Source organism: Pseudoalteromonas sp. 2CM32C (assembly GCF_023161925.1).
Taxonomy (GTDB): Bacteria; Pseudomonadota; Gammaproteobacteria; order Enterobacterales; family Alteromonadaceae; genus Pseudoalteromonas; species Pseudoalteromonas marina.
In genome coordinates, this window is the sequence record NZ_JALNTI010000003.1 from 346,802 (window position 1) to 365,800 (window position 18,999).

The window sequence follows — 18,999 nt, forward strand, 5'->3', positions numbered from 1 at the left end:
TTATCTAAACCAGATTTCAGATTTGAGGATTTACTAATGGCTGTAACTACTGCCCTAGTTAAAGAATTACGCGAGCGTACAGGCGCTGGCATGATGGATTGTAAAAAAGCGTTAACTGAGACTGATGGTGACATCGAGTTAGCGATTGAAAACATGCGTAAGAGCGGTGCTGCAAAGGCTGCTAAAAAAGCAGGTAACATTGCTGCTGAAGGTACTATCATCATCAAGCAAAATGCGGGTGTTGCGGTACTTGTTGAAGTTAACTGTCAAACAGACTTCGTTGCAAAAGATGTAAGCTTCTTAGCATTTGCTAACAAAGTTGCTGACGCTGCAATCGCTGAAACAATTTCTATCGAAGACTTACAAGCTAAGTTTGAAGAAGACCGTGTTGAGCTAGTAACTAAAATTGGCGAAAACATCAACGTACGTCGTCTACAGTACATCGCTGGTGAAAACCTAGTTGAGTATCGTCACGGTGAGCGTATTGGTGTTGTTGTTGCTGGTGTTGCTGATGAAGAAACACTTAAGCACGTTGCAATGCACGTTGCTGCTTCAAGCCCTGAGTACTTAACACCTGCTGATGTTCCTGCAGATGTTGTAGAAAAAGAGAAGCAAGTTCAAATCGATATCGCGATGAACGAAGGCAAGCCTGCTGAAATCGCTGAAAAAATGGTTGTTGGTCGCATGAAGAAGTTTACTGGTGAGGTTTCTCTTACTGGTCAAGCATTCATCATGGAACCTAAAAAATCTGTTGGCGATGTTCTTAAAGAGAAAAACGCAACAGTTACTGGCTTCGTACGTGTAGAAGTTGGTGAAGGTATCGAGAAAAAAGAAGAAGATTTTGCTGCTGAAGTTGCTGCTCAAATTGCTGCTGCTAAAGGTGAGTAAGATTGACTAACTGTGAAGGACAAGGAAATTAGATGCAATTAAAGTACTATTTGCTTTTGCTTCACGCTTAGAAATTCTTTAAAATAACCGCGCTTTTATGTTTAACATAAGCGCGGTTATTTTTTATCCATAATTCAATAAAAGTTGGCCCCAAAACTATGACTATCAATCGCAAACCTATTTTTAGACGTGTTCTTCTCAAATTAAGTGGTGAAGCTTTAATGGGAGACGAAGGCTTCGGCATCGACCCTAAAGTTTTAGACCGTATGGCACAAGAAATTAAAGAGTTAGTAGAGCTCGACGTAGAAGTGGGTTTAGTTATTGGCGGCGGTAATTTTTTACGCGGTGGGTCATTAGCTGAAGCGGGTATGAACCGTGTAGTAGGCGATCACATGGGTATGCTTGCAACGGTAATGAATGGCCTTGCAATGCGTGATGCGCTGCATCGTGCTTTTGTAAACTGTCGATTAATGTCTGCTATTCCACTTAATGGCGTATGTGATGCATACAACTGGGCTGAAGCAATAAGCTTATTAAAAACTGGCCGCGTTGTTATTTTTGCAGCGGGTACGGGTAATCCGTTTTTCACTACAGATTCTGCTGCGTGTCTACGTGGTATTGAGATTGAAGCTGATACAGTCATTAAAGCAACAAAGGTTGATGGCGTGTTCAGTGACGATCCTGTGAAAAACCCAGAAGCGACACTTTACCGTCACTTAAGCTACAATGAAATTATTGATAAAGAATTAAAAGTTATGGATTTAGCGGCATTTACTTTAGCCCGCGATCACAATATGCCATTAAGCGTATTTAACATGAATAAATCAGGCGCGTTAAAACGCGTAATTATGGGTGAAGAAGAAGGAACACTTATCTCTTCACAAGCCTCAGATGAAGTAATCAAATAATTAGGATTGAACCGTGATTAACGATATTCAAAAAGATGCGCAAGCGCGCATGCAAAAGAGTGTAACAGCACTAGGTAGCCAACTTTCTAAAATTCGTACTGGCCGTGCTCACCCTGCAATTTTAGATGGCATTATGGTGTCTTACTACGGTGCTCCTACACCGTTAAATCAAGTTGCAAATGTAACAATTGAAGATTCACGTACGCTTGCCATTGGTGTTTTTGACAAGTCATTAGCACAAGCAGTTGAAAAAGCGATTATGGCGTCTGACTTAGGTTTAAACCCTATGTCGGCAGGTACAGTTATTCGTGTGCCACTTCCTCCACTTACAGAAGAGCGCCGTAAAGATTTAATTAAAATTGTACGTGGCGAAGTTGAAGGCGGCCGTGTTGCTGTTCGTAATATTCGCCGTGATGCTAATGGTGATATTAAAGCACTATTAAAAGATAAAGATATCTCTGAGGACGAAGCGCGCCAAGGCGAAGATGCAATCCAAAAGTTAACAGATAAATTTATCAAAGAAATGGACACTCAATTAACAGCGAAAGAAGCTGAATTGATGGAAATCTAAACAGCTAAATAAGCTGAGCTAGTGTATACAAATATATTAGTTTTGAAACGCCGTCTGGGTTATACTAGGCGGCGTTTTTTTATGGAATACTCGATATTTATGGCTTTAAACGCTGATACAATTTCACAACAATGTTTACCTAAGCATGTTGCTATCATCATGGACGGGAACGGGCGTTGGGCGCAAGCTAGAAATAGGCCTCGTGTGTATGGGCACAAAAAAGGCGTGGACGCTGTTCGTCAATCTGTTCAGTTTTGTACTAAATTAGGCGTACAATCGTTAACCTTATTTGCATTTAGCAGTGAAAACTGGCGCCGCCCTGAAGACGAAGTAAATACGTTAATGGAGCTTTTTTTGTTTGTATTAACAAAAGAGGTTAAAAAGCTTCACAAAAACAATGTAAAACTAACCATCATTGGAGACCTATCTCGGTTTTCTGAAGGGTTGCAAAACAAAGTACATAGTGCGCAGCAACTGACAGAAAATAACACAGGGTTGTGTTTAAATGTGGCTGCCAATTATGGTGGCCGTTGGGATATGGCAAACGCGGCTAAACAACTCGCAATGCAAGTTGCAAGCGGTGACATTGACGCACAAGATATTACTGAAGAGCGTATTGCGCAGCATATGAGCATGGCCGATCAACCTGAACCCGATTTACTTATACGAACGGGGGGCGATGTTCGCATTAGTAACTTTTTACTATGGCAAGCAGCTTACGCAGAACTTTACTTTACCGAAACACTTTGGCCTGATTTTAATGAAGCAGCATTTGCTGAGGCCATTGCGTGTTACGTTGCTAGAGAGCGACGATTTGGTTGTACGGGCGAACAAATAAAACAATTACTCGCTCAAACCTAAATAGATTAAGGGTCACAATTTTGTTAAAACAACGCATTTTAACCTCGCTAGTGTTAGCACCCGCAGCGCTCGCCTTGGTTTTTTATACACCATTGACGTTATTTAGTTACTTTGCCGCCGCCATCGTTTTAATGGGCGCTTGGGAGTGGTCAGCTTTTATGGGGCTATGTGACAAAATAAAAAGAGGCGCCTTTGTTGTACTTGTTGCAGCTTTACTGGCTGTGCTTAATTTACACTGGCCGATAGAGTCGCTTTGGCAAAATGGTCAGCTAGTGGGCGATGCTAATTATTTATTTACTTTGGCGTTTGCATGGTGGATTGTTGCTAGTTACTTAGTATGGCGTTATCCAGCCATGGCAAAAGCGTGGAATGAAGGGCTAGTAATGCGTGGCATTGCAGGGCTTCTGACGTTAGTGCCGTTATGGCTTGCGCTCAATACGCTTCGTAGTGCGCAATACCTTGAATCTACTCACTTTGGCTCTATGCTGATTTTGGTTGTATTAGGTATTGTATGGAGCGCTGATATTGGTGCGTATTTTACAGGTAAAAGTTTTGGTAAACACAAGCTTATGCCAAAAGTAAGTCCAAATAAAACAATTGAAGGCCTTGCCGGTGGTATTGTTGCATCAGTATTATTTGTTATGGCGTTTTGTCACTTTACCGACGTGGATTTAGCCGTATGGCCGATTTACGCCATTATGACGGCATTTATAGCGCTATTTTCAGCAATTGGCGATTTACTTGAAAGTATGTTTAAACGCGAAGCAGGCCTTAAAGACAGTGGCAAATGCTTACCTGGGCATGGCGGTATTTTAGATCGCATTGACAGCTTAACAGCAGCCGCACCTATGTTTGTAATGTGTTATGCATGGACTTTAAGTTTATGAGTCATAAGCAGCAGCTAGTTATTTTAGGTGCTACGGGGTCAATTGGTTTAAGTACACTTGATGTTGTAGCAAAAAACAGTGATTTGTTTGATGTATTTGCTTTAACAGCGGGTCAAAATGCAAAAAAAATGGCTGAGCTTTGCATTAAGCATTCACCCCTTTATGCTGTCATGGCAACACAAAGTGCAGCAGAAGAACTGTCATTGCATTTAAAGGGTACAGCGTGCCAAACACTGATTATGCATTCACAACAGGCAATGAGTGATTTATGTGCGCACCCTGATGTAGATGTAGTTATGTCTGCCATTGTTGGAGCCGCAGGCTTGTTACCTACACTCAGTGCGGTTGAAGCAGGTAAAAAAGTGTTGCTTGCGAATAAAGAATCGCTGGTTATGTCGGGCCAATTGTTCATTGATAAAGTTAAAAAGCACAAAGCAACTTTACTGCCAATCGACAGCGAACATAACGCTATTTTTCAGTGTCTACCTCACTCACTACAAAATGCTCAAAGCGATAAAAACCTGCAAGATAATGGTGTCATTAAAATCTTACTTACCGGTTCAGGCGGTCCATTTTTAACGCGTGATATAAGTACCTTAAAAGATGTGACCGTCAGTGAAGCGGTAGCTCATCCTAATTGGTCTATGGGTCAAAAAATCTCAGTAGACTCCGCAACTATGATGAACAAAGGCCTTGAGTTTATTGAAGCCAAGTGGCTATTTAACTGTAATAGCGATGATATTGACGTTGTTATTCACCCTCAAAGCATTATTCACTCGATGGTTCAGTATCATGATGGCTCAATTTTAGCGCAAATGGGTAACCCTGATATGCGTACGCCTATTGCCCATGCATTAGCGTTCCCAAAACGAATTGACGCAGGTGTTAAATCGCTTAATTTTTCTGATATTTGTGATTTTTCGTTCACCAAACCTGATTTTACCCGGTACCCTAATTTGCAACTTGCTATTGATGCATGTTCGGCGGGGCAGGGGGCAACAACGACCGTTAATGCTTCAAATGAGATAGCTGTTGCTGCATTTTTAAAAGGTAAAATTGGTTTTACAGATATTTATAAAATTAATGCACAAACCTTAGAGTCGGCTCAATTCACCAACGTACAGAGTTTAGATGAAATATTGCAATGCGATGAGCTTGCACGTGTCAGCGCAACTCAGTTTATAAATAAAGTGGCTCATTAGTATGTTTGATTTTATTTGGAATCTTGGCTCATTTATTTTGGCATTAGGTATTTTAGTTACTGTGCATGAGTATGGCCATTTTTGGGTAGCACGAAAGGCGGGTGTTAAGGTGTTACGCTTTTCTATTGGTTTTGGTAAGCCCTTAATTAAATGGCACGATAAATACAATACAGAATATGTCATAGCAGCTATTCCACTAGGTGGATATGTAAAAATGCTTGATGAGCGTGTGGACGATGTTCCACCAAATCAGCGACATTTATCGTTTAACTCAAAGTCAGTACAAGCACGTATTGCCATTGTTGCAGCTGGGCCTATGGCAAATTTTTTGTTTGCTATTTTTGCGTTAGCGGTGATGTACATGGTGGGTGTGCAATCGGTAAAACCAGTCGTAGGCAGCATTACTGAAGGGAGCCGAGCAGAGCAAGCCGGGCTGATGCCAAGCCAACACATTATTAAAATTGGTGATGATAATATAACCACGTGGCAAGACGCGACGTTTGCTTTTATGTCGCGATTAGGTGAAGAGCGCGTAGAGATTACAGTTCGCGATGAAAACTTACAAACACGAGTCAAAACGCTCAATATTGATGGTTGGAAGCTCGACCAACAAGATGTTCCTCCACTAACCTCTTTGGGTATTGTCCCCTTTAGGCCACAAGCCACATTAACGGTTGCAGCGGTGACTAAAAATTCGGCAGCGGAACAAGCAAATTTGCAAGTTAACGATACTATTTTGGCTGTAAACGGTGAAACTATAAGCAATTGGCCGCAATTAGTTAATGTAATTACGCAATCGGCTAACAAATCTTTACAATTTAGTGTAAAAAGACAAGATAGTATAAAAAGCATAACAGTGACCCCACAAGGGCGTGTTGGCAACAATGGTATAGAACAAGGTTTTTTAGGTGTAGCACCTGTTGTTCAGCAATGGCCAGAGGGGTATGTACAATCCCGAAGTTTTGGACCGATAGATAGTATTGTTCGTGGTACAAAAGAAACTTGGCGGTTGATTACGCTGAGTTTTGACATGATTGGTAATTTAATTACGGGTCAGGTTTCGGTTAAAAACTTAAGTGGTCCTGTTGGTATTGCAGTGGGAGCAGGGACTAGCGTAAGCTATGGTTTAGTTGCTTTTTTAAGCTTTTTAGCCCTGATAAGCGTTAACTTGGGCGTATTTAATTTATTACCTCTGCCAGTGCTTGATGGTGGACACTTAATGTATTACATAATTGAACTTTTTCGTAAAAAGCCGGTCTCTGAAAAGACACAAGAATTTGGTTTTAAAGTGGGAGCGTTGCTACTCATTTTTCTAACATGTTTCGCTTTGTTCAATGATGTATCGCGTTTGTAATTACAGCGCAACATTTACTAATTAGAACACGATTGTAACGCACCCGTATTTTAGGTGTTAAGCGGTAATACAGTTGTAAAGGATAAAGATAATAAAATGGCTATAAAAAAACATTTGGCAGTTTCAAGTTTATTGGGTGCAAGCTTTGCCGCCCTAGGCCAAACTTCCTTTATTGTTGAAGACTTGAAAGTTGAAGGCTTACAACGCGTAGCACTTGGTGCTGCATTGACTCATATTCCTATTAACGTAGGCGATAATGTAGATGACTACACAATTTCAAAAACAATAAAGTCACTTTATCGTTCTGGTCACTTCGACAACATCAAAGCATTACGTGATGGCAACAACGTTATTTTTAAAGTAACAGAGCGCCCAACAATTAGCTTTATTGAGTTTGAAGGCAATAAAGATATCAAAGATGAGCAACTTAACGAGTCGCTTGATCAACAAGATATTCGCCAAGGCGAACCATTAGATAAAACCGTAATTGATAATATTGAAAAAGGCTTAGTAGAGTTTTTCCATAGTATTGGTAAATACAATGCAACGGTTGATATCAGCGTTACTAAATTGCCACGTAACCGCGTAAAACTTAAATTGGAGTTTGATGAAGGTGATGCCGCGTCTATCCGCCAAATTAACTTAGTGGGTAACGAGCTTTTTTCTAACGAAGAATTATTAAAACTTGCTGAGTCTCAGCAAGATTTACCTTGGTGGCAATTTATGGGTAGCGATCGCTACCAAAAACAAACCATTGAAGGTGATTTAGAAAAAATCCGCAGCTTTTATTTAGACCGTGGTTACTTACGTTTTAATATTGATTCGACGCAGGTATCGGTAAGCCCAGAGCGTGAATCTGTATATGTTACGGCCAACCTTACCGAAGGCGTTAAATACAAGGTTAAAGGCTTTGATTTTATTGGTGACTTACTCGGTCGTGAAGATTTAATTAAAAGCGTTATCCCACTCAGAGCTGGTGAGCTTTACAATGGTTCTGTTGTAACATCTTCAGAAGAGTTCATTAAAAGTTATTTAGCACGTTTTGGTTATGCAAATGCTGAAGTGCGCACAATTCCAGAAATTGATGACGAAAAGCAAGAAGTTCAGTTAACTTTATCTGTTAACCCAGGTAAGCGTGTTTATGTTCGCCGTATAATTGTTGGTGGTAACCAAAACACTGCTGACGAAGTATTGCGCCGTGAAATGACGCAGCTAGAAGGTGCATGGTTATCAAACCAGAACCTTGAGCGTTCAAAGCTACAAATTCAACGTTTACCTTATATGGAAACTGTTGATTTTAACGTAGTCCCCGTGCCAGGTGTAGACGACCAAGTTGACGTAGATTTCACAGTAAAAGAACAATCTGCCGGTAGCTTTAATGCGGGCCTTGCCTATGGTTCATACCTAGGTCTACAGTTTAATATTGGTGTGACTGAATCTAACTTCTTAGGAACAGGCAACCAAATTGGTTTAAATTTAAATACTTCTACTGGCTCTGAAAGTGTCAGTTTATCGTATACCGACCCTTATTTTACACCAGATGGTGTTTCACAAGGCAGCAGTATTTTTTACCGAAACTACGACGCAAGTAAGTTTAGTCTTGTAGATTACAAATCAAAAAGTTATGGTTTAGGTACAAATATTGGTTTTCCGATTGATGCAATCAACCGGGTTAATTTTGGTGTTCGTTGGATAAAAGAAGAGCTGTCAGATATTGCCGAGTACGAGCAAACGCGTGTATTACGTGAGACATTTTTTGACCCTGAAAACCCTGATGCAGGCTTTGACTTTACCAAATATGAATTAAGTGTTGGTTGGTCACGTATAACGGTTAACCGTGGTTTATTCCCGACAGCGGGTTCACGCCAAACGTTAAATTTAACGGGAACTACACCAAACTCAGATTTAACTTACTTCAAGCTTAATTACGATTCACGCTTTTATTGGCCAATATCTAACGACCATCGCTGGGTTTTCTCGGCTCGTGCGGCGCTCGGTTATGGTAATGGTTATGGGTCAACAAATGGATACGATCAAACGCTTCCATTCCAAGAGTTCTTCCGTATTACGGAAATGGAACTACGTGGCTTTGACCGTAATACAATATTGCCACAAGCTGTGTCACGTATTGCAACGACGATTCCTGGTACACTAAACCCAGATGGTTCTACCTCAGGTCCTATCAATAGTGCGTCGGAGTTTGACCAGTTAATACCACAAGGTCGAATTGGTGGTAACGCCAAAGCGGTGGCGGGTATGGAGTTAATCGTTCCTACGCCGTTTTTAGATGAAGAAAACACAAGTTCAGTGCGTACCAGCTTTTTTGTTGATGCTGCAAACGTATGGGACACAGAGTTTAGCGTAGACCGTTATCAAAACTTACTCGTAGATCAACGCAATAAGCTGGATGATTATTCAGATCCTATGCGTTTTAGAGTATCGACCGGTTTATCATTACAGTGGATCTCTCCAATGGGTCCAATGCTGATTAGTTTTGCGTATCCATTGCAAAAAGAAGAAGATGACGATACGAAGACCATCAGTTTTAATATTAGTAACACTTTCTAAAGGAGTTTTTTATGACTAAATTATTTAAATCAACGGCAGTGGCTGTTTTAGCAACGTTAATGATGGGTACTTCTGCTAGCGCTCTTGCGCACAAAGTAGGTGTTGTAGATATGCAAGAAATCTACAAGCAAATTCCTCAAATGGCTAAAATTGAGCAGTCACTACAAAGCGAATTTGCTGAGCGTCGCCAAGAACTTGAAAAGTTACAAGGTGATATTCGCTTTGAAGCTGAGAAGTTTAAGCGTGAGAGCACAACGATGAGCCAAGCTCAAAAAGATGCACTACGTGATAAAATTCAAGGTATGCAAAAAAACCTTGCTGAAGTAGGTCGTCCTTTAGAGCAAGAAATCAAAGCTCGCCAAAACCAAGAGCTTGCAAAAGTTCAGGGCTTAATTATTAAAACAATTGAAGAGATTGCTAAAGACGGTGACTTTGATGAAGTTAAAGTAAAAGACACTACAATTTACTTCAACCCTAAAGAAGTAACAGACCTTTCATCTAAAGTAGTAACAGCTGTTAGCAAGAAATAATCACTCTATGCAAAATTATACGCTTTCGCAAATTGCGGAACTTCTAGGCGCCGAACTTCAGGGTGATGGCGCTTTAGAAATAACAAAAATAGCGACACTTGCAAATGCCCGTACTGGGCATATTGCATTTTTAGCGAACTCAAAATATCGTGTTCAACTTGAAGCCACTCAAGCCAGTGCTGTTATCGTTAACCAAGCAGATGCCGCGCATTTTAATGGCAATAAAGTGATTGTTTCAAATCCTTATGTCAGTTACGCAAAGCTTGCGCAATTTATGGATACAACACCGCGTTCAGCCTCTTCGGGGATTCACCCAAGTGCAACAATTCACCCTAGTGCAAATATAAGCAAAAGTGCTGCTATAGGCGCTAATGCAGTTATAGAGGCTGGTGCAGTTGTTGGTGATAACGCGCAAATTGGTCCGAACAGTTTTATCGGAGAACGTGTTAAAATAGGTGCCGGGACAAAGCTTTGGCCTAGTGTGACTATTTACCATGACGTTGAAATTGGATCGGATTGTTTGCTCCAGGCAAATAGTGTTGTTGGTAGCGATGGGTTCGGTTATGCAAATGAGCGTGGGCAGTGGCTTAAAATTCCTCAGCTAGGCTCTGTGATCATAGGCGATAAAGTAGAAATAGGCGCCAGTACTACAATTGACCGGGGCGCACTTGATAATACAATTATTCATAGCAATGTGATTATTGATAATCAATGTCAAATAGCACACAACGTTGAAGTTAACTCGGGCACAGCAATTGCTGGCTGCTCTGTTCTTGCAGGTAGTGTTACCATAGGTAAAAACTGCCAAATTGGTGGTATGACTGCAATTAATGGTCACATGTCAGTATGTGATGGTGTTATAATTACGGGTATGAGCATGGTGACAAAATCAATCACCGAGCCCGGTATTTATTCATCAGGTATGCCCCATACAACTAACAAAGAATGGCGTAAATCAATTGCTCACTTGCGTAATCTATCAGACATGAAGTCTCGTTTGAAAGCGCTTGAAGCACTGGCTAAGTCATAAACGTTGAACACATAAAAGGATGCTATTTTGGCAAACGAATTAAATAGCCTTGATATTCAAGAAATCTTAGCTTTATTACCACACCGTTACCCGATGCTTTTAATTGATCGTGTTATTGATTTTACTCCGGGTAAGACATTGCATGCCATTAAAAATGTATCTATAAATGAGCCTATTTTTACTGGCCATTTTCCAAACCAGCCTATTTTCCCTGGTGTGCTAATATTAGAAGCTATGGCACAAGCTACAGGTCTTCTTGGTTTTAAAACAGTTGAAAATCGCAGCGAAGACGAGCTTTACTTATTTGCAGCAGTAGACAACGCTCGTTTTAAGCAACCGGTTGTGCCTGGTGATACATTGCATTTGCATGTAGAGTTTTTAAAAGAGCGCCGCAATATATGGAAGTTTGCTGCTGAAGCTAAAGTTGACGGCAAAGTAGTATGTAGTGCCGAAATTATGTGTGCGAGAAGAGAGTTTTAATAGTGATCCATTCTACAGCAATAATCGAACCTGGCGCTATACTAGGCAACAATGTCTCAGTTGGTCCATATAGTTATATAGGCAATGATGTTGTTATCGGTGATAACTGTATTATTGAATCTCACGTTGTTGTTAAAGGACCGTCTACCATTGGTTCTGGAAATCATATTTTTCAATTTGCGTCTGTCGGTGAAGCTTGCCAAGACAAAAAATACAACAACGAACCCACTACATTAATCATTGGTGACAATAATGTTATCCGTGAGTGTGCAACCATTCACCGTGGTACCATTCAAGACCAAGGCGTAACAAAAATTGGTAGTAATAACTTATTTATGGCTTATACCCACGTGGCACATGACGCAGTGATAGGCGATAACGTAATTTTTGCTAATAATGCCAGTGTTGCAGGCCATGTTCATGTTGCTGATTGGGTTATTTTAGGTGGTAATTCAGGGGTTCATCAATTTTGTAAAATAGGGGCACATGCGTTTATTGGCATGTACTCTGGCGTTAACAAAGATGTTCCACCATTTGTGACCACGATTGGTATGCCAGCAGGTCCTGCTGCAATCAATAAAGAAGGCATGAAACGCCGAGGCTTTGAAAGCGATGAAATAATGGCCGTTCGCCGAGCGTATAAAGCGTTTTATCGTAAGAGTTTAGGTGTTGATGAAGCAATTGAATCACTAAGTGAAGATGCGGCTAAATACCCTGCAGTACAAACTATGATAGATTTTGTTAAAAGCTCTGAGCGCGGGATCGTAAGATAAGCACTTTTTGTTTTTAAATAAACCACCTTAGAGAAATCGACGGTGGTTTTTTATCGCCTTTAAAATATTTTAATTCAGTATGCACTCAGCGAGGCAAGGTTAACCTTTGCGCAAATTTACTATATTTAAAGCACAGCTATGTCTCTTACGAAGTTAATTTTACCCCTCAGTTTTTTGTCTATCTTGGCTGCGTGTAGTAGCCAACCTGTCGTTACCACAGCTAATGGTGAGCGTACTCAGTTAGGGAAAGCTTCTTATTACGCTAATAAATACCATGGCCGTACAACGGCAAATGGCGAAACCTTTAATCAAAACGCTGCCACTGCTGCACATTTAGAGTTTGATTTTGGTACTAAGGTAAAGGTAACTAACTTAGCTAACAATAAATCGGTAATCGTAAGAATAAACGATAGGGGCCCGTACGTTAGAGGGCGTGTTATTGATCTATCGTTAGGTATGTTTAAAAAAATAGCCGACCCTAAAGTCGGCGTTATTGATGTCTCAATCAGCGTATTAAAAACGGGTGGTTAGCGACACATATTCCTGATGTTTTTCGCTAAGCTCTTTGTGGCTACCTTGCGCTACAAGGTTGCCATTTTCTAGCCAAATAATGTTATCCATTTGCGCTAGAAGAGCAGGGTCGTGGGTAATTGTGAGTACGCTTGCGTCACTCATTCCGTGCATAATGGCGTTCATTACGGTTTGCTTAGATTGGTTATCTAGCCCTTCAGTGGGTTCATCAAGTACTAAAATAGCGGGGTTTTGTAATAAAGCCTGCGCAATCGCTATACGCCTTGATTGCCCTTGGGATACGCTTCTGCCGCCTGTGCCTAAACGTGTTTTTAAACCTTCTCGTAACTCATTAAACCAAGGCTCTAGCTGTGCGAGGTTAATGGCTTCAAGCATTTCTTCTTTTGTAGCGCTTGGCTTTGCATAACGCAAGTTTTCACTTAATGTGCCATCAAAAATATGATGTTGCTGCGCTAATATATTTATAACGTTTGCTCGGCTGTCACTGCTAAGTGAGTGTAGATCTTGAGAGCTATTTTGGTCACCCAATGTAATACTACCTTGCTGAAGTGGCCATAAACCGGTTAGCAAATTAACTAAGGTGGTTTTACCGCTCCCGCTTCGACCTACAATGGCTACTTTTTGCCGCGATTTAAGCATAAAACTGACATTAGTTAATGCGTTATGCTCATCGTATTTATAGCTAATGTTATTAAGCGTTAGCGCAATATTATTTTTATCAAACTGAGTATCAATTAAAGCGCTACGATGATTGCTCTGATTAGATGCTTTATCTTGGAGGGTAAATAACCGCTCTGCGGCTTTTAGTACATTAGGCAGCTCTATAAATGCATTGGGCAGAAGTAATACGCTTTCAAAGCTTGCTAATACAAAAAGCGTTAACATGGCAAGTTCTACGTTAACCATGGAATTAGTATAAACCAATGGGGCTATCGTCACTATGCTAGCTAACATGGCCATTTGTACTATTAATAGAGTCAGTCCATCTGCATTTGCTAACGCCTTATGACGAACAAATAATTGTTGGTTGTACTGCTCGTTTAATTTATCGCACTTATTTAACTGCTCAGTACGGGCTTGATAAATACTAAGCTCTCTGAGGCCTGTTAAGGTATCTGATAATTCGGCCCGTAACTGTGCACTAAGGTGTGTTTCTTTGTGACTATTTTTTGTAAGTGAAGCACTTAAAAGCGCAGGTATGACAACGCCAATTAATAAAATTCCCATAAAGCAAATGAGTGCTACATTTGCATTATAAGCAGACATGAAAAGCAAAATGATTGGCACGCTTAACAAAGCAACCATCATGGGCATTAACACGTTCAAATAAAATTTATCGAGTGCGTCAACATCGTTCTGTAGTCGATTCAGTAAATCAGCGCTGCGGCTCATGGCTAAATCAACATTGTTGAGCTTACTGAGTGTTGCAAACATATTTACGCGAATTTCACTCAACAATAAAAAAGTCGCATTATGAGTAACTAAGCGCTCAGCATAACGAGAAGCCGTTCTTACGATAGCTAAAAAACGTATTGTGCCAGCGGGTGTAAAATAGTTCATTTGCACGCCAGCAATACCTGCAGCTGCCATAGATGCTAAAAACCAGCCTGAAATAGCCAGTAGGCCAACGTTCGCAAGCACCGTAATTGTTGCTAACAGCGTACCCAGTAGCATGGCTTTATAATGAGGGCGGCAGAGCTTTATCAATCTAATAAAGTTACTCATCGGAACCTCCTTGCTTAGCGGCATTTAGCAAATTATAAAACATGCCATGTTGAGTGCTTAGTTTTTCAAAGCTACCTTGCTCAGTGACCTTACCCTGGTCCATTACAATAATATTGTCGGCGTGTTTTACAGTGTTTAATCTGTGTGCGATTACCAGTACTAAATTGTTTTTAGCGTACATATTAATGGCGTGTTGAATGTGTTGCTCTGTTTGGCTATCAAGGTGCGCTGTTGGCTCATCAAGCATTAATATAGGGGAGTTTTTTAAAAATGCCCGAGCAAGTGCAATACGTTGCTTTTGCCCTCCAGAGAGTCCTTCACCTTGCTCTCCTATTAACGTATCAAACCCAGAGGGTAGGGTATTTATAAACTCAAGGGCGCCTGCTTGTTGCGCTGCTTGCTCTAGCTCTTGCTGTGATGCGTCTGGTTTGGCTAATTTTATATTAGCGCCAATGCTATCGAAAAATAGTGTTGGGTTTTGTGGTATCCACGCAACTTGATTCTGTAGTTGGGTAATATCGTTTGCTGCTAATGGCAATCCGTTAATATAAATACAAGGTATTACTTGGGGGTGAAAACCCAGCAGGCAATCAAATAAAGTACTTTTCCCTGAGCCACTGTTACCCACAACTGCCACCAAGCCTTTTTTTGGTAGGCTTAAGGTGACATCGTGAATGCCTTCGTTACTGTCAGGGTAAATGTAGGTTAAATTTTTAATGTTTATTGAATCAATAGTATCAGACGTGGTGTATTCGGTTGTATTGTTAACTAGTTCAGTATCTTGATAGGGTAAGGGGGCATTTAAAATAGTCACCATGTCAGCAGCGGCGCTAATACCTTGCAAGCGAGCATGATAATGGCTTCCTAATTGACGAAGCGGTAAATAAAACTCGGGAGCTAAAAGCAGCACAACAAAGCCAGTAGAAAAATCAAGTGTGCCAAAAAAAAGCCTAAAACCAATAATTACAGCCACTAAAGCCACACTGATTGTGGCTAAAAATTCTAAGGTAAAAGACGATAAAAACGCAATTTTTAACACGCCTAGCGTGGTATGCCTAAAGTCATCAGAAATTTTAGCTATTTGTTTTAATTCGGTTTGCGTGGCATTAAATAATTTTAGCTGGGTTAATCCCTGTACTCTGTCAAAAAAGTAATTACCAAGAACAGCAAGTTGTTGCCAACGCTTTTGATTTAACGCTTCTGCTTTTGATCCAACTAAAATCATAAAAAAAGGAATAAGCGGAGCCGTTAATAAAAATATTAATCCCGCTTTGTAATCGGTCGGAAAAATAACAACCAAGATAGCTAGTGGAATAAGTGCACTGTAAGCAACACCAGGCAGGTATTTAGCGTAATAGTCGTGAAGTTCTTCTACACCATTGTGCAATGTATTTAAGGTTGCACCTTGACCGTGTTGCTCAATATAACTAGGGCCCAGCAAGCTTAATTTAGTTAACAGTGTATGGCGCATAGCCGACTTTATTTTAAGGGCAGCAAAAGCACTTAGCCTTTCACTTAGCGCTAAAAAAGTAGCGCGAAGCAAAACAATACCTGCTAATGGCCACAGCAAGTGAGTGACTTCACTTAAGCTACTACCTTCAAACATTACGTTATGAATAGCCTGAGCAAGTAAATATGCCCCAGCAATCATTAAAATAGCGTTAAAAGTACCCAGTGCAATACTGAGCTTTAACCATAATGAGGCGGGTTTACTTTGTGTTTTTAAAAAAGCGCGCAGTGTTTGTTGCTGCGCGCGATTTGGTCGGGGGTTAGTCGTCATTGTTGGTCGAGTTAGCCTCGTTTAATAAATCATGCATCGGTTGTTCATCATCAGCAATGCTGTTTTTATTTTGATGAAATTCATACCACATTACATTTATTACCCCTAAGGTACAGGCTAAAAGTACACCTAAAATCCAAGCAAAATACCACATAGTTCAGTCTCCTTAGTAGCTGCCGTGAGTGTTAGTTTCAATTTCTTCTACGGTTACTCTGCGCCACATTTTTACATAACACCACGTGGTGTAGGCTAAAATTAATGGTACAAAAATGGCCACGGCTACAAGCATAATGTTAAGCGTTTTATGGCTCGAAACGGCATCCCAAATTGTTAAGCTAATATTTGGGTTGTTAATTGATGGCATAATAAATGGGAATAATGAAACGCCCGCCGTCATAATGACACCTACTAACATAAGTGCAGTCGAAATAAGCCCTAACGCTGGTTTATTGAGCTTTGAAAATACTAATGCACTTAGTGCCATGGCAAACGCTAGAACAGGAAAGGTTACTGTCCATGTACGCTCAGTGTAATTATTTAGCCAAGCGCCTTTTGCTGTGTTAACTACTTTAGCGAGCGGATCAGCATGGCCTTGAGTATCGCCCATAGACACAATTTGGTAGCCATTCAAATTAGCCACCCAAACTCCAGCCGCGGCAAATAAAACAATAAATGCAATCAATGCATAACGTCCGTATTGGCCAGAACGTTCTGCAACCGCATCTGCTGTGCGAAGTTGTAACCACATACCTGCATGTGCAATAAGCATAGCTATACTAATTAAGCCAGCGAGCAGTGCAAACGGGTTTAACAAGCCAAAAAACGAACCTTGGTAACTTACACGTAATAAATTATCAATATTGAATGGTACACCTAAAAACAAGTTACCAAATGCTACACCAAATACTAAAGCCGGAATTGCACTACCTGCAAATAATCCCCAATCCCAGTTATTACGCCAGCGCTTAGAATCAATTTTAGAGCGGTAATCAAAACCAAGAGGTCTAAAAAAGAGTGCAAATAACACCAGCATCATGGCAAAGTAAAACCCCGAAAAAGCGGCTGCATACACCATTGGCCAAGCCGCAAATAATGCTCCGCCTGCGGTGATAAACCAAACTTGGTTACCATCCCAGTGTGCGCCAATTGTATTGATTACAGTGCGTCGTTCTAAATCTGTTTTACCAACTAGGCGAAGGAGCATAGCAACCCCCATATCCATACCATCGGTAATTGCAAAGCCGATTAAAAGCACACCAATGATCAACCACCACAACATTTTTAATGTTTCATAATCAAAAATCATGATTATTCTCCTTTTGCTTGTGTGTTGTTTGGCAGCTCAAAATGGTATTTACCAGTATGTAATGAGCTAGGGCCTTTTTTAATAAAGTGAATCATTAACCAACCTTCAACAATGGCAAGGCCAGTGTAAAAAATGATGAAACCCGTTAAGCTAATCAAAATGTCATTGACCGTTAATGACGACGTTGCTAAAAAAGTCGGTAGTATTTCAGAAATAGCCCAAGGTTGGCGTCCATATTCTGCAACGATCCAGCCAAATTCAATTGCAATCCATGGCAATGGAATACTTAACACTGTAGCCCAAAGTAACCAGCGTTTTTGCTCAATAATACGGTGTGCATTGTAGTAAAATGCTAATACAAACACAGCAAGCATAGCGACACCACAGGCAACCATAATCCTAAACGACCAAAACATAGGGCCTACTTTTGGGAATGAATCTTTCACTGCTTTTTGAATTTGCTCTTCTGTGGCATCAACAACATCAGATGTATATCGTTTAAGCAACAAACCGTAGCCTAAGTCATCTTTTACTGCGTCAAATTTAGCAATGTTTTCAGGCGTATCTTCGCCGTTTCTTAGTTTAGTGAGATAACCATAGGCAATCATGCCGTTACGAATACGTATTTCATGCTTCTTCTCTAAATCAGAAATACCCGTAACTTTTTCGTCAAGTGAGCGTGTAGCAATAATGCCCAGTGCATAGGGTATTTTTACAGCTGCATGGGTTACTTGCTCTTCAGAGTCAGGAAAACCAAATGCAGTAAACGCAGCGGGCGCTTCTTCTGTGTGCCACTCGGCTTCAATAGTTGCTAATTTTACTTTTTGAATTTCGCCTACTTCATAGCCTGATTCATCACCAAGTAAAATAACACATAAAATTGAGGCTAAACCAAACCCTGAAGCCACTGAAAATGAACGTTTAGCAAATGCTAAATCGCGACCTTTTAGTATGTACCAACTACTTATACCTAAAACAAACATAGACGCGGCGACATAGCCTGCAGATACCGTGTGAATAAACTTAACCTGTGCAACAGGGTTAAATACCAGCTCTGCAAAGCTGGTCATTTCCATTCGCATAGTTTGGTAGTTAAATTCAGCACCTACTGGGTTTTGCATCCAACCATTAGCAATTAATATCCATAATGCTGATAAGTTTGTACCCAGTGCCATTAAAAAGGTAGCGCCTAAATGTTGACGTTTAGAAAGTCTATCCCATCCTAAGAAGAACATACCCACAAAAGTTGATTCTAAAAAGAATGCCATTAACCCTTCAATAGCCAGAGGGGCACCAAATACATCACCCACATAATGTGAGTAATAAGACCAGTTAGTGCCAAATTCAAACTCCATAGTGAGGCCTGTGGCAACACCAATGGCAAAGTTAATACCAAATAACTTACCCCAAAACTTAGTCATATCACGATAAATTTCGCGACCAGTCATAACATAAACTGATTCCATAATAACTAAGATCCAAGTCATACCTATTGTTAACGGTACAAATATGAAGTGAAAGAGTGCGGTAACAGCAAACTGTAGTCGCGATAGATCCACAAAGGTTTCATCTATCATTTTATGCTCCTTGAATGTGACGGATTAA

General features: G+C 40.5%; 18 protein-coding genes. 13 read left to right on the forward strand and 5 right to left on the reverse strand.

The features are described from left to right. Positions 1-36: 36 nt before the first annotated feature. The 13 genes from tsf (at position 37) to MTF67_RS08640 (ending at position 12,583) form a co-directional block, all read left to right on the forward strand. Positions 37-888 (forward strand): translation elongation factor Ts, encoded by an 852-nt coding sequence (gene tsf, locus MTF67_RS08580; protein ID WP_006793635.1) that lies wholly within the window; start codon positions 37-39, stop codon positions 886-888. A gap of 158 nt (positions 889-1,046) precedes the next feature. Then, on the forward strand, positions 1,047-1,796 hold the full coding sequence (gene pyrH, locus MTF67_RS08585) for a UMP kinase (protein WP_006793634.1): 750 nt from the start codon (positions 1,047-1,049) through the stop codon (positions 1,794-1,796). A gap of 13 nt (positions 1,797-1,809) precedes the next feature. Beyond that, positions 1,810-2,367, forward strand: coding sequence for a ribosome recycling factor (gene frr, locus MTF67_RS08590; protein WP_008126662.1), 558 nt, complete (start codon positions 1,810-1,812; stop codon positions 2,365-2,367). Positions 2,368-2,448: 81 nt separating this feature from the next. Further along, the gene (locus MTF67_RS08595) at positions 2,449-3,228 is read left to right on the forward strand and encodes an isoprenyl transferase (protein WP_008126663.1); all 780 of its coding nucleotides are present in this window, start codon (positions 2,449-2,451) and stop codon (positions 3,226-3,228) included. Between the two features lie 20 nt (positions 3,229-3,248). Next, complete coding sequence (locus MTF67_RS08600; RefSeq protein WP_006793631.1) at positions 3,249-4,115, forward strand: phosphatidate cytidylyltransferase; 867 nt, start codon at positions 3,249-3,251, stop codon at positions 4,113-4,115. Next, positions 4,112-5,317 (forward strand): 1-deoxy-D-xylulose-5-phosphate reductoisomerase, encoded by a 1,206-nt coding sequence (ispC, locus tag MTF67_RS08605; protein ID WP_248519355.1) that lies wholly within the window; start codon positions 4,112-4,114, stop codon positions 5,315-5,317. Before MTF67_RS08600 ends, ispC begins: the two co-directional genes overlap by 4 nt. A gap of 1 nt (position 5,318) precedes the next feature. After that, on the forward strand, positions 5,319-6,671 hold the full coding sequence (gene rseP, locus MTF67_RS08610) for a sigma E protease regulator RseP (RefSeq protein WP_248519273.1): 1,353 nt from the start codon (positions 5,319-5,321) through the stop codon (positions 6,669-6,671). Between the two features lie 96 nt (positions 6,672-6,767). Continuing rightward, positions 6,768-9,239: an outer membrane protein assembly factor BamA gene (bamA, locus tag MTF67_RS08615; protein WP_010557176.1), complete on the forward strand. Its 2,472-nt coding sequence runs from the start codon at positions 6,768-6,770 to the stop codon at positions 9,237-9,239. A gap of 11 nt (positions 9,240-9,250) precedes the next feature. Beyond that, entirely contained in the window at positions 9,251-9,769 is a 519-nt protein-coding gene (locus MTF67_RS08620; RefSeq protein WP_006793627.1) for an OmpH family outer membrane protein, read from the forward strand. Between the two features lie 7 nt (positions 9,770-9,776). Further along, positions 9,777-10,799 (forward strand): UDP-3-O-(3-hydroxymyristoyl)glucosamine N-acyltransferase, encoded by a 1,023-nt coding sequence (gene lpxD, locus MTF67_RS08625; RefSeq protein WP_248519274.1) that lies wholly within the window; start codon positions 9,777-9,779, stop codon positions 10,797-10,799. Positions 10,800-10,826: 27 nt separating this feature from the next. After that, positions 10,827-11,279 (forward strand): 3-hydroxyacyl-ACP dehydratase FabZ, encoded by a 453-nt coding sequence (gene fabZ, locus MTF67_RS08630; protein ID WP_006793625.1) that lies wholly within the window; start codon positions 10,827-10,829, stop codon positions 11,277-11,279. A gap of 2 nt (positions 11,280-11,281) precedes the next feature. Then, complete coding sequence (gene lpxA, locus MTF67_RS08635) at positions 11,282-12,052, forward strand: acyl-ACP--UDP-N-acetylglucosamine O-acyltransferase (protein WP_248519275.1); 771 nt, start codon at positions 11,282-11,284, stop codon at positions 12,050-12,052. Positions 12,053-12,190: 138 nt separating this feature from the next. After that, positions 12,191-12,583, forward strand: coding sequence for a septal ring lytic transglycosylase RlpA family protein (locus MTF67_RS08640; protein ID WP_006793623.1), 393 nt, complete (start codon positions 12,191-12,193; stop codon positions 12,581-12,583). Here MTF67_RS08640 and cydC read toward each other — a convergent pair. Genes cydC through MTF67_RS08665 form a run of 5 tightly spaced genes read right to left on the reverse strand, consistent with a single transcriptional unit; the run spans position 12,566 to position 18,971 of the window. After that, entirely contained in the window at positions 12,566-14,308 is a 1,743-nt protein-coding gene (gene cydC, locus MTF67_RS08645) for a thiol reductant ABC exporter subunit CydC (protein WP_248519276.1), read from the reverse strand. The genes MTF67_RS08640 and cydC overlap by 18 nt on opposite strands. Beyond that, a complete protein-coding gene (cydD, locus tag MTF67_RS08650; protein ID WP_248519277.1) occupies positions 14,301-16,088 on the reverse strand; it encodes a thiol reductant ABC exporter subunit CydD in 1,788 nt (595 codons plus the stop codon). The genes cydC and cydD overlap by 8 nt, the downstream gene beginning before the upstream one ends. Further along, positions 16,078-16,242, reverse strand: coding sequence for a cytochrome bd-I oxidase subunit CydX (gene cydX, locus MTF67_RS08655; protein WP_006793620.1), 165 nt, complete (start codon positions 16,240-16,242; stop codon positions 16,078-16,080). Before cydX ends, cydD begins: the two co-directional genes overlap by 11 nt. 12 nt (positions 16,243-16,254) lie before the next feature. Continuing rightward, a complete protein-coding gene (gene cydB, locus MTF67_RS08660; protein ID WP_039038116.1) occupies positions 16,255-17,394 on the reverse strand; it encodes a cytochrome d ubiquinol oxidase subunit II in 1,140 nt (379 codons plus the stop codon). 2 nt (positions 17,395-17,396) lie between these two features. After that, positions 17,397-18,971, reverse strand: a complete 1,575-nt coding sequence (locus MTF67_RS08665; protein WP_006793618.1) for a cytochrome ubiquinol oxidase subunit I — start codon at positions 18,969-18,971, stop codon at positions 17,397-17,399. Between the last annotated feature and the right edge of the window lie 28 nt (positions 18,972-18,999).

Coding starts and splice junctions, on each gene's coding strand:
- tsf (WP_006793635.1), top strand. CDS start 37: ATGGCTGTAACTACTGCCCTAGTTAAAGAATTACGCGAGCGTACAGGC.
- pyrH (WP_006793634.1), top strand. CDS start 1,047: ATGACTATCAATCGCAAACCTATTTTTAGACGTGTTCTTCTCAAATTA.
- MTF67_RS08595 (WP_008126663.1), top strand. CDS start 2,449: ATGGAATACTCGATATTTATGGCTTTAAACGCTGATACAATTTCACAA.
- ispC (WP_248519355.1), top strand. CDS start 4,112: ATGAGTCATAAGCAGCAGCTAGTTATTTTAGGTGCTACGGGGTCAATT.
- rseP (WP_248519273.1), top strand. CDS start 5,319: ATGTTTGATTTTATTTGGAATCTTGGCTCATTTATTTTGGCATTAGGT.
- bamA (WP_010557176.1), top strand. CDS start 6,768: ATGGCTATAAAAAAACATTTGGCAGTTTCAAGTTTATTGGGTGCAAGC.
- MTF67_RS08620 (WP_006793627.1), top strand. CDS start 9,251: ATGACTAAATTATTTAAATCAACGGCAGTGGCTGTTTTAGCAACGTTA.
- lpxD (WP_248519274.1), top strand. CDS start 9,777: ATGCAAAATTATACGCTTTCGCAAATTGCGGAACTTCTAGGCGCCGAA.
- MTF67_RS08640 (WP_006793623.1), top strand. CDS start 12,191: ATGTCTCTTACGAAGTTAATTTTACCCCTCAGTTTTTTGTCTATCTTG.
- cydC (WP_248519276.1), bottom strand. CDS start 14,308: ATGAGTAACTTTATTAGATTGATAAAGCTCTGCCGCCCTCATTATAAA.
- cydD (WP_248519277.1), bottom strand. CDS start 16,088: ATGACGACTAACCCCCGACCAAATCGCGCGCAGCAACAAACACTGCGC.
- cydX (WP_006793620.1), bottom strand. CDS start 16,242: ATGTGGTATTTTGCTTGGATTTTAGGTGTACTTTTAGCCTGTACCTTA.
- cydB (WP_039038116.1), bottom strand. CDS start 17,394: ATGATTTTTGATTATGAAACATTAAAAATGTTGTGGTGGTTGATCATT.
- MTF67_RS08665 (WP_006793618.1), bottom strand. CDS start 18,971: ATGATAGATGAAACCTTTGTGGATCTATCGCGACTACAGTTTGCTGTT.